Origin of the sequence: Sulfitobacter sp. M368 (assembly GCF_025141875.1) — a bacterium.
Taxonomy (GTDB): domain Bacteria; phylum Pseudomonadota; class Alphaproteobacteria; order Rhodobacterales; family Rhodobacteraceae; genus Sulfitobacter; species Sulfitobacter mediterraneus_A.
This window is the reverse complement of sequence record NZ_CP081113.1, coordinates 2814786-2827991: the sequence shown is the minus strand read 5'-3', so window position 1 is coordinate 2827991 and position 13206 is coordinate 2814786. Positions and strand designations below refer to the sequence as shown.

Below are 13206 nucleotides of genomic sequence, written 5' to 3'. Positions count from 1 at the left end.
TGCCACATTCTTGCCAGTTTGCTTGTGCAAGGTTTCAAAAATGTTGAGTTGCGTCCCGGTCATTTAAGCGGGCGAAAGCGATACAGATTTGAGTGTGAGGGCAGGATTGTGGCAGACATTATTTCTAGCAAGACCTCCGCAAGGGCCTTCGCCGTCGGGACATTGGCGGCGACAGGTTGGTATGCGATTACCAGCGCCCTTATGGCGTCCCCTTCGAGTTTCCTGCTGGACATGTTCATCCCCATTGGCGGCGCGATCGCGCTGGCGGGTATGATTCCGGTTTTCCTGAATCGCCATGCGGTCAAACAACAAGCCAATATCGACAATGTCGCCTTGACCCAACGCCTGGGCGTTCTGGACCGGCATGTAATGGTCAATGTGGTCGACACAAATCATTGTGTGAGCGAAGCGAACGACCAATTTCTTGATGTGACCGGCTATGCACGTGACGAATTGATCGGTCAGCCTGTTAAAATTCTCTATTGTGAAAGCAATGGACAATCCAAGGCGGATGAGATCCGCAAGACTTTGCTGCGCGGCGAGACATGGCAGGGTGAGACCCCGTTGCGCCGCAAGAACGGCACTGTGATGCACACGCATACAACTGTGATTCCGTTGTTCGATGCATTGGGAGAATGGACCGGGTCCATTGCCGCGCGCACGGACATCACGCGCACGAAAAAACTGCTGGCCGAGCAAGAAACAATGGAAACATTGGAAGAGCTCCGCGATGACATCTGGATTGTCGATGCCGACAGCGAGCGCTTTACTTATATGAACAGGGCGGCAATGCGCCGCACCGACTGGACCAAGAGTAATTACAAGGAAAAATCACTGGGTGATATCGCCCAGGACCGCGGCGCGAAGGCTATTGTCAGCGCCTGCCGGGAGCTGAAAGAAAATGGCGAGGGCATGACCCATTTCGAAACGGTTCTGAAGGGCAGACCGTTTTACGTCAGCATCAAGCTGCTGCGGGTCAAAAATGCCGAAGACCGGTTCCTGATCTTGCTGAACGATATCTCTGACCGCGTTGCCGAAGAACGTAAGAAATCCGATTTCATCGCGATGGTGAGCCACGAATTGCGTTCGCCTTTGACCTCGATCAAGGGGTCCATGGGACTGCTGTTGTCCAATGCCACCGGCGAGCTGCCGGACAAGGCGCTGGCACTGCTTGGCATTGCACACCGCAATGCGGACCGTTTGGTATTGATTATCAACGATATTCTGGACCTTGAGAAAATCTCTGCCGGTCGCATGGACTTTGATCTGCAAGATTGTGACATGTCCGACCTTGTACGCGAAACCAACCATGCCACCGAAATGCTGCAACAACGCTTTGCGCTTCAGGTGGAAACCAAGGGCATCGACAAGCCAATTCCGGTCAAGACAGATTCCACCCGGATCATTCAGGTGTTGACCAACTTCATGTCCAACGCCTGCAAATTTTCCAAGCCGAACGGCAAGATCGTCATCGAAGTTCAGCAGCTTGATGAAAGCCTGCGGGTGTCCGTCACGGACGAGGGTCCGGGCATCCCAAGCAGCGATCATCACAAGATTTTTGAACGCTTTGCAGATCTGGAAAATTCGGATAGATCTTCTAAAGGTGGTACAGGCTTGGGTTTGAGTATTTGCAAAGCCATCGTGGAAAGTCTAGGAGGCACTATAGGCTTTGAAACGGAAGAGAATGTCGGAACGACGTTCTATTTTGTTCTCCCGCAGACGCAGTGCGCAGAAGATGGCGACAGGGCAGAAGAAGAGTTCCGCGAAGCCTCGTAAAAGGGAACGCAGATGATCAACTTACTTCATGTCGAAGACGATGCTGATATCCGGGAAATTGCGATGATGGCGCTGGGCATCTCGGGAGAGTTTGCCATTATTCAATGCGAATCCGGGGATGAGGCATTGTCCGAAGTTGAAAACTCAACGCCGGATGTCATCCTGTTGGACATGATGATGCCGGGCATGACCGGTCTTCAGACACTGCAACACATGCGCAAGATGCCCCATCTGGCCGAGGTTCCGGCGATCTTTATGACAGCCCGCACCCAACAATCGGACATGGATGAACTGCGGGCGATAGGCAATGTCGAGGTGATCACCAAGCCGTTTGACCCGATGACCCTGTCCGATCAGATCAAAGAGGCGATGGCCAAGATCGACGCCTGACACTGCGATCACTTTCAAAACAACCTGAGAAATGCAAAAGGGCCCGCGCGGGCCCTTTGTCGTTCTACCTCAATTTTGATCAATCAATTCGGGTGGGACACAGCCCGGCATTGCACGACGAATTCATCCAGTTCCACAATCAGATCACCAGGGCAGGTCAGCGATCTGCCATCGTTGTCTTCGAGGTGTTTGATGATGCGGATTTCGCAGGCGCGGGCGGTGTCGCCCAAAGGACCAAAGCCCAGCGATCCGGCTGTGCCGGCTATCTGGTGCAATGTGGCTTGTGCCGCGGCAAGGTTGGTCTTGATGTCGTCGGGGTTCTTTGCGTCCCAGGCTGCAACAGTATGAGACGCGATTTGCTCGCGCCGTTCGGCCAGAAGGTCGATAAATCGAGTCCGAATTTCGGACATGCCGGGTAATTCGTAATTGAACCGTTTCACGCTGTTTGCCCCATCTGCCAAAAGTCATGTTTGGATTGCTCAAAGGCCAAGCTGGCATTTTCGGCACTGGCATGGGCCTGCGCCATCGCATCCATCAGGGAGGCGCCAGATTTCCAGATCAAACGCACGGCTTCGCCAGCGCTCACGCGGGCCTGCAAACGTTCGCCTTTATTGTTGTAGAGCTCGGTCTGCGCAAGCGACAGATTCACCGCATCCATCAACCGGCCCATGTCAGGACGCCAGCCGCTTTCAGTGATGCACACAAAGGTGCCGTTTCCGGCGTAAGACATCAGGTATTGATGGCCCTCAAGCGTGTCGGAAATAATCTCCGCCACATCAGAGATCAGGCTATAGAACTCGAAAGAGCTGAGGCTTTGATGGAACTGGAGCACTTCACGGATGGTGAAGGCAAAGGTCGTCGAGCCGAACAAGGCGCTGCGCGACAATTGTTCAACGTAGTTTTCCATCGCCATATAATCGATGACGTTTTCCACGTCATAAATCGAAATCGGCTCATAAAGCTCCACATGGGCTTCTGGTTCTGCCAGCCCCTGCGTTGCGAAAATCTTGCGATTGCGTTCCCGGCGGGACTCGACAAGCCCTTCAACCATCGTGACACGTGCGGTCAGCTCTGCAATGTCGAATGGCTTGGTAACGTAGTCAGTGGCTCCGGCTGCAAAGGCCGCGTCCACGTAACGTTTGTCCGCCATCGCGGTCAGCATCAGAACAGGCGTGTCCGCATAGGTGGACATGCTGCGCACAGACCGGGTCAGGCTGATCCCGTCCATTGCGGGCATTTGAACGTCAAAAAGGAAACAATCGAATTCGGGGGTGTTGGGGTTTTCGAGAACAACCAGCGCTTCTGTTGCGCTGTCCGCTGTGGTCAGATCATGATCGCCGATTGCCATCACGAACTGCGTGAGCAATTCGAGAATGATCGGATCATCGTCTACCGCCAGGATTCTCATTTCAAACTCCAAAAACCGTTTATATGCGCCAAAAGCTTTGACTGCGATGTTACCAATCTGAACGGGAAACATGGCCTAATTTGGGCGGAGATCAGAAAATTCTGAATTCTAGGTCAAATTATCTGCAATTATTTACATCGCTTTAACCCACCCCCCTCTAAACGGGGGGCAGGCGTGTCGGAAATGGTACGTTCGGCCTCATTTATTACCAAACTACATGGTCTTCTTGTCATTCACGATTTTCATCTGTGCGATCCCGCTCTGCCCCAAATCAACTTTGGCAAAAGGTCCGCCCTGCAATATTTCGGCAGGATCGGTCAAATCGGGGGCAGGGGTTTCAGCCAGCACTTTTTCGGCAAATTGTTCGGCGTTGTCCTTGGGCCGATAGCCGAGGAACGATGCCTTGGTGTTGTCGACCGGGACGCGGTCATTGTTGGACACACCGTAAATGATGCTGAATCCGACCGATGGTGTATCGACCGCCCGCGTGACCAGATGGATCAGATCATCATAAGACAGCCAAGACCCCAAAGCCCGGGCGTTGTTGACCTGTGCCGCGCTCAGGATGCGCAGATGCACGGATTCCAGCCCGCGTTTGTCCCAGTACATGCTGCCCAGGTCTTCGGTGAAGCATTTGGCGAGGCCGTAGAATGTGTCCGGGCGGTGCGGCGCGTCAACGCCAATGAAGTCGGACTTCTTGTGCATCCCGACGGCGTGGATAGACGACGCATAGACAATCCGGCGTACGCCCTGTTGATACCCGGCCTCCCAGATATTGTAGGAGCCGACAAAGTTCGGGCCAAGCAACTCCTCAAAAGGTTTTTCGTCCACGATGGCACCAAAATGTACAATCATTTCAGCGCCTTCCAGAACCGGAAACACCGCGTCATAGCTGGCCAGATCAGCTTGCTCATAGGTCTCATTTGGGTGGAGCTTGCCAATATCATCGGCGATATCGGTGCTGACCAAGGTGTCGCACATCTGGCTCAGTGGCTCGCGCAGATAAGAGCCAAGCCGCCCCGCGGCACCGGTGAGAACGATTTTCTTGAGTTTCATGAGATGTCCTTTCGAATGGTGTGAACCCGTGGCGATCAGGGCCTAGGCGGCAAAGGGTTTGTCCAATGCCCGCGCCACCATGTCCAGCCGGTCCTGACCATAAAACATGTCCCCGCCGACGAAATAGGTGGGCGAGCCAAAGACGTTTCGGGCGATGGCCTCTTGGGTGTTGGCATCATGCTGGGCCTGCACTGCATCCGTTTCGGCGGCCAGCAACAGGGCGTTTCCGTCCAATCCAATTTGCTCGGCAAGTGTGATCAAGGTGGCCCGATCGGCAATATCCGCATCATCCCGCCAATGGGCTTGCAAGATTGCCTTGCTCAGCGCGGGCGCATGATCGTCCGATGCGATGATCATTCCATTGGCCAAATGCAGCGGATTGTCATGAAACGTAGGACGATGGCGGATCATCGGCAGACCGCGCCATTCGGCCCAACGCACCATCTCGCGCCCGAAGAAGTAATCGACATGCGCCTGCGTCCGGTCCTTGAACCGCCTGCCGCCTGCCGCATCCATCACCGGCATAAAGTCAAACGGACGGTGCTGAACCTGCGCCCCTGCGGCCTTTGCAATACGGTCAAGCTCCCATGCGCCAAGATAGGCATAGGCGGAATGGGCAGAATAGAAATACTCGATAATCGGCGTCGCTGGCATGGCGGGTCTTTCTGTTGCAGATGGCAGATGCGGCAACCTAATCAGGTCTGGCGCAGTGAGGAAAGCCAAAGACATGTGGCAGGGGGAAAAGTGCGGATTTGACTTCTGCGCCGCGCAGGTCATTTTTGGTCAACACCCTAGGAAATAGGCAACACCGGCATGGATCGCCGCGAAATTGAAAACCTGATTGCCCGCGTTGCGCTCAAAGACCGCGCGGCCTTTGACATGCTTTATGATCAAGTGAGCGCGAAACTCTTTGGGGTTTGCCTGCGTGTCTTGTCCAAACGGGCCGCGGCTGAGGATGCGATGCAGGATACTTTTGTCAAAATCTGGAACAATGCGGATAGATACCAATCAAATGGTCTGTCTCCGATGACTTGGCTGATCACCATTGCCCGCAATACCTCGATCGACCGTTTGCGCGCGCGGAAAAGCGGGCATCAGGACATTGACACCCCGGGGCTTGAGCTGTCTGCGCCCGGTCCGTCGCCGGAACAGGCCGCCGTTGCCGGATCAGAGGCCAAGCGGTTGATTGGCTGTCTTGATGCGCTTGAGCCGGATCGCGCCTTGGCGGTGCGCGGAGCCTATCTGGACGGGCAAAGCTATGCCGATCTGGCGGATCGTTTCAACGTACCGCTCAACACGATGCGTACATGGCTGCGCCGCGGCTTGATTGCCCTGCGGGAGTGTATGAGCCAATGACCGAACCGCAGGAAATCCCGCCGGAAGATGATGCGTTTCTGGCGGCAGAATATGCGCTCGGCCTTTCCGAAGGCGAAGATCTGGCCAATGCTCGGTTCAAGCTGGCGAATGACCGCCAGTTCGCGATCAAAGTGGCCGCATGGCAAGAAAGCTTTGCACGGCTGACGGACGATATCGCCCCGGTAAAACCGCCGCGCAAGATCAAGAAAAAACTGCTCAAGGATCTCTTCCCGAAACAGCAGGTTCCATTGCTGGAACGGCTCTGGGTGTGGAAGGGTATCAGCTTTGCTGCGATCGGATTGCTTGCCTATCTCGCCATTCCGATGCTGCGCCCCGCGCCGCCAGAAGTGCAGGTGCCGATACTGGCGGCACAACTCAAAGGGCAAGCCGGCCCGCTTGAACTTCTGGCCATTGTTGAGGCAGGCAGCAACGAGGTTGGATTGCGCCGCGTCGCAGGCGCTGCGCCCGAGGGGCGTGTGCTAGAGCTTTGGGCGATTTTGCCAGAGCAACCACCGTTGTCTCTCGGCGTGCTGCCGCAGGCGGAGGTCATGCGCATTGCATTGCCTGATGTGCTGTCTGGTCAGTTGGGACAAGTCACCCTCGCCATCACGGATGAGCCCATTGGCGGCGCGCCAGGCGGCAGCCCGACGGGCGAAATTCGCGCTCTTGGTGCTTTGGAAGAAATTTAAAAGGCCTGAACTCAAGGTGTTGTTGAAATTCGCGAGAGAATTTCAACTATTTTGAAACTCTCCGCCACCCCGCTCCGTATCTTCATTACAAGCCGCCGATGGGGTGGCGTTTTTGGAGGTAACGACCACAATGTTTCACAAATTTGCAATAACCGCAGCAGCAGCCCTGATGGCAACCGCATCTTTCGCAGCCAACCCCGATGTGGGCGGCGCGGCGATGTTCGAGAAAAAGACCATCGTTGAAAACGCGGTCAACTCTGCCGATCACACAACACTTGTGGCCGCGGTCAAAGCCGCAGGTCTGGTGGACACTTTGAATTCCGAAGGGCCATTCACGGTCTTTGCACCCGTCAACTCCGCCTTCGAAGCGCTGCCAGCGGGCACCGTTGAAACGCTCCTGAAGCCAGAAAACAAGGATATGCTCGTCAAGGTTCTGACGGCCCATGTGGTGCCGGGCGATTGGTCCGCGGCGACCATCGCGGCCAAGGCAAAGGCATCCAATGACGGGTTCTATCACTTCAACGCAGCCTCAGGCGATGCGCTGTCCGCACAGGTGCGGGGCGGCAATGTCTATATCTACGACGAAAGCGGCAATGCCGCCAAAGTCACCATCGCTGACGTCAAACAATCCAATGGCGTGATCCATGTCGTCGATCACGTCCTCGTACCGAAGTAACCAGTGCCGCAAGTGACCACCCCACTTGCTTAAATGGTGCCACCGGACCGATGTGCCTGCATGTCGGTCCGGTTTGTATTTCGCGCTGCAAACGCAACGCCACTTGATCAGGAGCGACGCTGCATTTTGACCTACAGGTCGTTTTCTGTGTTGAGAAAATGCTGCGCCGGACGCATGCTGACGTTATGAAAGCCCCCCTGATTGACAATCTGCAATATGCCAATTTCTCTCCCGCGATCTTCGAACAGATGCGGCAGGGCGGTGTGGATGCAGTGCATGTGACCATCGCCTATCACGAGAATTTTCGCGAAATGGTTCTGAACCTCGAACGCTGGAACCGCTGGTTTGAGGACCATCCCGATCTGATTTTCAAGGGCACAAGCGCCGCTGATGTGGAGCTGGCCCAAGAAACTGGACGCACCGCGATCTTCTTCGGCTTCCAAAACCCCAGCCCAATCGAAGACGACATCGGCCTTGTCGAGATTTGCCATCAACTTGGCATCCGGTTCATGCAGCTGACCTATAACAACCAATCCTTACTGGCCACGGGCTGTTATGAGGAGGACGACACCGGACTGACCCGCATGGGCCGCGAGGTGGTGGCTGAGATGAACCGCGTCGGCATGGTGGTGGACATGTCCCATTCTGCGGACCGCTCCACGTTGGAGGCGATTGACCATTCGACCCGCCCGATTGCCATCACCCATGCCAATCCGCATTGGTGGCATGCCGCGCTGCGCAACAAATCAGACGAGGTGCTCAAAGCCTTGACCAAGGCAGGGGGGATGCTTGGCTTTTCGGTTTATCCACACCACCTCGCGGGCGGCTCTGATTGTACGATTGAGAGCTTCTGCACCATGATCGCAGAGGCGGCTGACCGATACGGGGCGCAGAACCTCGGTATTGGCACAGATCTTTGCCAGAACCAGCCCGACAGCATCGTCACATGGATGCGTGTGGGCCGCTGGACCAAGGGCATCGACTATGGCGAAGGATCCGCCAGCAACGCGGGCTTTCCCCCGATGCCAAACTGGTTCAATGACAACCGCGATTTTGGAAACATTCGCAATGGCTTGACCAATGCGGGGCTGAGCGTTTCCGAAGTTGACGGCATCATGGGCGGCAACTGGGCGCGGTTCTACAGCGAAAGTTTTGGCCCGGCATGAAGGACGATGTGATCCCACCACAAATGCCCCTGCGCCCTCCCGATGAGGTGATGCGCCTGGCGCGGATGGGATCGATGTTTCCCACCCGGCTGTCGTTTCTGCGCAGTATGATCCGGCGTCTGGCACAGGAAAACGCCCATGTCGCCCGGCCGGTTTGGAACATGGACGCAGACGGTTTTGGCCATGCTGTTTATTCGCTGCGATTTGGCGGTCATGTATATTCTCTGGTGGCCATCTCCACCGATCTGCCACCTGAGTTGCGCACGGATCGGGTGATCGCCACCGCGTGGGACAGTGCCTATGTCCTTTATGACGGGGTGCCGGACGAAGCAGAAATCGCCCGGATCGCCGCTGCCGCCCCCAAACAGGAGGCGGCCCGGTTCACCGAACGTGATCTGGTTCTCAGCCGTGCCAACAAATCCGTGCGGCTCTTTGCCCATGTGGTGCAGGCCTTGCAGGATGGTCAGCAACCGGATGAAAAGATGATCCGCGACGTAGGCTATCTGATGCGCACCACGGCGGTCTATGGCAACGGCAAATTTGGCATCGCGGATCGGGCGTTGATCGCGGATCGCCCCGGTCTGGAAGGGCCGTTCGCTGCTGAAATGCTGACGGTCTGGCTGATCCGGCATTTCACTCATGATCTGGTCGAACATGTGGGCGGCGCCAAGCTGGATCCCCGGATCAAGCGCCATCTGGGCATCGGCAATTCCACCGGCCTTGGCATGGCGCCGTTTCTGGTGACCCATCCGGTGCTGCTCAACAATTGGATGATGGCGCGTGAGACTGCATTGGCACGGGTCCGGGCCATTGAAACGCTCAGCCCAGCCCAGCAGGACCGCCTGATGCAACTGGCCATCCGCGCCGCACGGCATCTGGCGGAATGGGATGTACCGGACCCCGAACATCAGGCCCGCATCGTGACCTTGCGGGCGGATTGGCAGTCGGTCCTGTCAGATCTGAAATTTGATGGCACGCATCCGCTGGACAAAGCGATGGAACAGGCCGCCCGCTTCAGCTTTGATGTGCAGGAATTGATGGCGGCACTGGTGATCGAACCCTTTGGTGATCTGGTCGACGGCCTGTGCGGTTGCATGGCCGACCCGCAAGGCCCGTTTTGCCCGCCGCTGACGGGCACCACCGCCCTGCAAGACAGCATCCGCAGCCACTTCAATTGGGCGCTTGTGCCGGATTACGATGCAGACACCGGCTGCGGCCAGTTCTGGTATGTGTCTGAAGCAAAACAGGAACCCCGCCTTGGCCTGCGCTTTTCCGAGCCCGGCGCAGAACTGGAAAGTCCGCTGGACATCGGACGTCAGATCAAAGCGCTCCAGATGGCGCTGCCGGATGAGGATCAACCCATTTCAACCTTCCTGTCGGACCACCCGCAGCACGCCATGGCGGTGGAGCGTGTGCAACTGGGCGCGGTGCATCCCTATGCCGAGATCCGCGATAATCTGATCGCGACCTCCTGCCTGCCCATCGACATGCTGCGCTGCAAACTGTCGTTCTTTGGCGCGTCGAAATTTGACCCCAAATCGGATCGCTGGACCCGGATCACCCTGTGTCAGGGCGCGCCGCTTGCGCATGAATTGAACGCATCAGCAGATGACTGGTGGCTGCCGGTGTTTGCCCCATGATCGGTTCCGCAAATGAAGTGATGAACCTTGCCGCAAAGGCCGCGCGCGGTGGTGGTGCCCCCGTGGCGCAGGCATATGCCTTTGGCCGGGCTGCGGCCTGCCACCTCATTGCGGGCCGTCCCGCCGCGGATCTGGGTGCGGCGCTTGACGCTCTGCCAAACGGCCCGATCCTCGATCTGCCGGTGCTGCTGATGGCCTGCGCCGAAGCCCGGCAGCATGAGGCAATGATTCCCGCCGGTCCACTGCCCGAACTCACGCTGAGCTATGCCCAAACCCAATCCTTCGCCTGCACCGCGATACTCTGCGGCAGTCAACTCACTGTATCCCAGACCTTCGATCAACAGGCCGTCCAAACACCCGCCAAACGCGTCACATTGCCCGATACACTGGCGGCTAAAATGCAAACTCTCGCGGCCCGCCTTTTGGTTCCCGAAACCGAAGCCTCCCGCCTTGCCGGGGCAGGGGCCGGTCTGACCGACAACGACTGATCCCCCCTTTTTGGCCCTAAATATTCTTGGGGGGTTTGGGGGGCAAACACCCCCCCATCACCAAAATAGAATGCGGCGCAGCCGCACATCCTATCACGTCCCGCGCGGCTTGGCCCGCAGGGTCGGATCGGCCACGGTGGGGTCTTCGGGCCATGGATGGCGCGGATAACGCCCGCGCATGTCCTTGCGCACATCCAGATAAGAGCTGACCCAGAACCCCGGCAAATCCGTTGTCACCTGTACCGGGCGCTGGGCGGGGGACAGCAGGGTAATCTGCAAGGGTTGTCCTGCGATTTTCGGATGCCGTGTGACGCCAAACACCTCCTGCAACCGCAGCGATATCTGCGGCTGCGCGCCGGAATAATCTATTGGAACCTTGCGGCCCAGCGGCGTTTCGAAATGCGCGGGGGCGGCGCGGTCAAGCGCCTGGGTCTGATCCCAATCCAGTCGCCCGCGCAGGGCCGGCAAAAGATCAAACCCCTTCCAGTCCCCCGCGCTGCGCACCCCGGTCAGATGCGGCAAAAGCCATTCCTCCAGTGTCGCCATCAAATGTGCATCGGAAAAGTCGGGAAACCCTTCGCCCATCAGGGCTGCCCGCGACAAAAACCGCTGCGCTGCGGCGGAGGGCAAGAGCCCCAACTGCCGAACGCCGTCCAGCATCGCCAGCGCCACAGCCTCTGGCGGAGCGTCTGGCCAGTTGCGATCTTCCAGAACCAATGCGCCAAAACGCTGCTGCTGGCGGGTCAACACACGGTTTTCGCGTCGCGACCAGGCGCAGACGTCCTGCCACAGGATCTGATCTTCAAACACCTCGCGCAGATCGGCCTCGCTGATCCGGGCGGCTTGCCGAACCTTGGCCTCGCGCGGATCACCATCGAGATCGGTGGCCACGATCAAACGTTCCCCCGCCATCGCATCGCCCTGCGGCATCACTGCCCCTTTGCCGCCAGACAGCACATAGCGCGGCGCGTCCCCCTTGCGGCGCAGGCCGACCCGGTCCGGATAGGCCAGGGCCGCCAAAACCCCGATATCGTCAGAACCGGGGCCGTTCTGGCCCTTCGCCAGCCGCTTGGCCTCCTGCCGGATGCGGGCCAGCGTTGGCGCATGGGCCTGTGCCGCGCCGCCTTGGCCGCGAATGGCCGCCATGCGCAAGGACAGATCGACACCCGCGCCGCGCAGCGGATCACGTTCCGCCAGCAGCGCCGCCAATGTCGGGGCCAGCGGGCCGCCTTTGGCCACCATATGCGCCAGCCGGGGATGCAGCGGCAGCCGCGCCAAGGCCCGCCCATGTGCGGTGATCCGGCCCTGAGCGTCCAACGCTTCCAACATCCGCAGCACATTCTGCGCCTCGGCCAGACGCCCCTCATGGGGCGGCGTAACAAAGGCCAGATCGTCTGGTTGCGCCCCCCAAAGCGCCAGTTCAAGCGCAAATCCTGTCAGGTCCCCCGCCTCGATCTCGGCGGGCGGGTAGGCGGCCAATGCCCCTTCTTCGCCCTTGGTCCACAGCTTGTAGGCTACTCCTTCGGACATCCGGCCCGCGCGGCCCGCCCGTTGTGTGGCCTCGGCGCGGGTGACCTTTTCCGTGACCAGTCGGGACATGCCGGAGGCCGCGTCAAACCGCGCCCGACGTGCCCGCCCGCCATCCACGACGATCGTGATGCCTTCGATCGTGAGGGATGTTTCTGCAATCGAGGTGGCCAAGACCACCTTGCGCCCCGTTTGTGCAGGGCGGATCGCGGTCCGTTGCGCTTTGAAATCCATCGCCCCGAACAGCGGCGCGATGGTGCAGTCTTTCGGCACCTGCGCGGCCAGCAGGCTTTCAACCCGCCGGATTTCGCCTTCCCCCGGCAGAAACACCAGCGCCGATCCCTTCGCCTCCGCCAGCGCGGCCAGAACCAGATCAGAGACCGCATTCTCAAAGCGCTCTTTGCCAATTGGGCGAGACAACCAGCGCGACTCAACAGGAAACGACCGCCCCTCGGATGTCACAATCGGCGCCTGCATCAGCTCGGCCACCGGGGCGGCGTCCAGTGTCGCAGACATCGCCACCAGCATCAGATCATCGCGCAGCGCCCCGGCCACCTCAAGACAGAGCGCCAGCCCCAGATCGGCATTGAGGGACCGTTCATGAAATTCGTCGAAAATTACCGCGCCGACACCGGGCAGATCCGGATCACCTTGCAACATGCGGGTCAAGATACCCTCGGTCACCACTTCGATGCGGGTCTCTTTGCTGATTGCCGAGGCACCGCGCACACGGTAGCCGACGGTCTGTCCGACCTCTTGCCCCAAAGTGGCCGCCATCCGCTCCGCCGCTGCGCGCGCGGCAAGGCGGCGCGGCTCCAGCATCAGGATGCGCCCCTCGGTCAAACCTGCCTCCAGCATGGCCAGCGGCACACGGGTGGTTTTACCCGCACCGGGCGGCGCTTGCAGCACCACGCGGCCTGTGCTGCGCAGGGCGGCAAGGACCTGCGGCAATACGTCGTCGATGGGCAAAGCAAATGACATAGCGCTTTATCAGGGAAACAGAGGGCCGCGCCAAGGGCAGGGGATGGACATTT

The 13206-nt window shown here is 58.4% G+C and carries 13 protein-coding genes; 8 read left to right on the top strand and 5 right to left on the bottom strand.

The features are described from left to right. Positions 1-108: 108 nt before the first annotated feature. Both K3754_RS14200 and K3754_RS14195 read left to right on the top strand, forming a co-directional pair. On the top strand, positions 109-1776 hold the full coding sequence (locus K3754_RS14200) for a PAS domain-containing sensor histidine kinase (RefSeq protein WP_231024094.1): 1668 nt from the start codon (positions 109-111) through the stop codon (positions 1774-1776). A 12-nt stretch (positions 1777-1788) separates the two neighbouring features. Then, positions 1789-2166, top strand: coding sequence for a response regulator (locus tag K3754_RS14195; RefSeq protein WP_203210477.1), 378 nt, complete (start codon positions 1789-1791; stop codon positions 2164-2166). 83 nt (positions 2167-2249) lie between these two features. On the opposite strand, the gene K3754_RS14190 is transcribed toward K3754_RS14195, so the two are convergent. From K3754_RS14190 to K3754_RS14175, 4 genes are all read right to left on the bottom strand, one after another. Next, positions 2250-2606, bottom strand: coding sequence for an Hpt domain-containing protein (locus K3754_RS14190; RefSeq protein WP_259938140.1), 357 nt, complete (start codon positions 2604-2606; stop codon positions 2250-2252). After that, positions 2603-3574: a PleD family two-component system response regulator gene (locus K3754_RS14185; protein ID WP_203210478.1), complete on the bottom strand. Its 972-nt coding sequence runs from the start codon at positions 3572-3574 to the stop codon at positions 2603-2605. Before K3754_RS14185 ends, K3754_RS14190 begins: the two co-directional genes overlap by 4 nt. A 213-nt stretch (positions 3575-3787) precedes the next feature. Next, on the bottom strand, positions 3788-4630 hold the full coding sequence (locus tag K3754_RS14180) for an NAD(P)-dependent oxidoreductase (RefSeq protein WP_259938139.1): 843 nt from the start codon (positions 4628-4630) through the stop codon (positions 3788-3790). Between the two features lie 42 nt (positions 4631-4672). Beyond that, positions 4673-5284 (bottom strand): 2-hydroxychromene-2-carboxylate isomerase, encoded by a 612-nt coding sequence (locus K3754_RS14175; RefSeq protein WP_203210480.1) that lies wholly within the window; start codon positions 5282-5284, stop codon positions 4673-4675. Positions 5285-5443: 159 nt separating this feature from the next. On the opposite strand from K3754_RS14175, the gene K3754_RS14170 reads away from it, so the two are divergent. From K3754_RS14170 to K3754_RS14145, 6 genes are all read left to right on the top strand, one after another. Next, positions 5444-5986, top strand: coding sequence for a sigma-70 family RNA polymerase sigma factor (locus K3754_RS14170; protein ID WP_203210481.1), 543 nt, complete (start codon positions 5444-5446; stop codon positions 5984-5986). Then, positions 5983-6675 carry an anti-sigma factor domain-containing protein gene (locus K3754_RS14165; protein WP_259938137.1) on the top strand — a complete coding sequence of 231 codons (693 nt, stop codon included), beginning with the start codon at positions 5983-5985 and terminating at the stop codon, positions 6673-6675. The genes K3754_RS14170 and K3754_RS14165 overlap by 4 nt, the downstream gene beginning before the upstream one ends. Before the next feature lie 169 nt (positions 6676-6844). Next, the gene (locus K3754_RS14160) at positions 6845-7351 is read left to right on the top strand and encodes a fasciclin domain-containing protein (RefSeq protein ID WP_259938135.1); all 507 of its coding nucleotides are present in this window, start codon (positions 6845-6847) and stop codon (positions 7349-7351) included. A gap of 185 nt (positions 7352-7536) precedes the next feature. Continuing rightward, positions 7537-8517 carry a dipeptidase gene (locus K3754_RS14155; protein WP_259938133.1) on the top strand — a complete coding sequence of 327 codons (981 nt, stop codon included), beginning with the start codon at positions 7537-7539 and terminating at the stop codon, positions 8515-8517. After that, positions 8514-10157 (top strand): DUF1387 domain-containing protein, encoded by a 1644-nt coding sequence (locus tag K3754_RS14150; protein ID WP_259938131.1) that lies wholly within the window; start codon positions 8514-8516, stop codon positions 10155-10157. Before K3754_RS14155 ends, K3754_RS14150 begins: the two co-directional genes overlap by 4 nt. Next, positions 10154-10645 (top strand): hypothetical protein, encoded by a 492-nt coding sequence (locus K3754_RS14145; protein ID WP_203210486.1) that lies wholly within the window; start codon positions 10154-10156, stop codon positions 10643-10645. The genes K3754_RS14150 and K3754_RS14145 overlap by 4 nt, the downstream gene beginning before the upstream one ends. Positions 10646-10738: 93 nt before the next feature. On the opposite strand, the gene hrpB is transcribed toward K3754_RS14145, so the two are convergent. Further along, positions 10739-13153, bottom strand: a complete 2415-nt coding sequence (hrpB, locus tag K3754_RS14140; protein WP_259938129.1) for an ATP-dependent helicase HrpB — start codon at positions 13151-13153, stop codon at positions 10739-10741. Positions 13154-13206 lie beyond the last annotated feature (53 nt).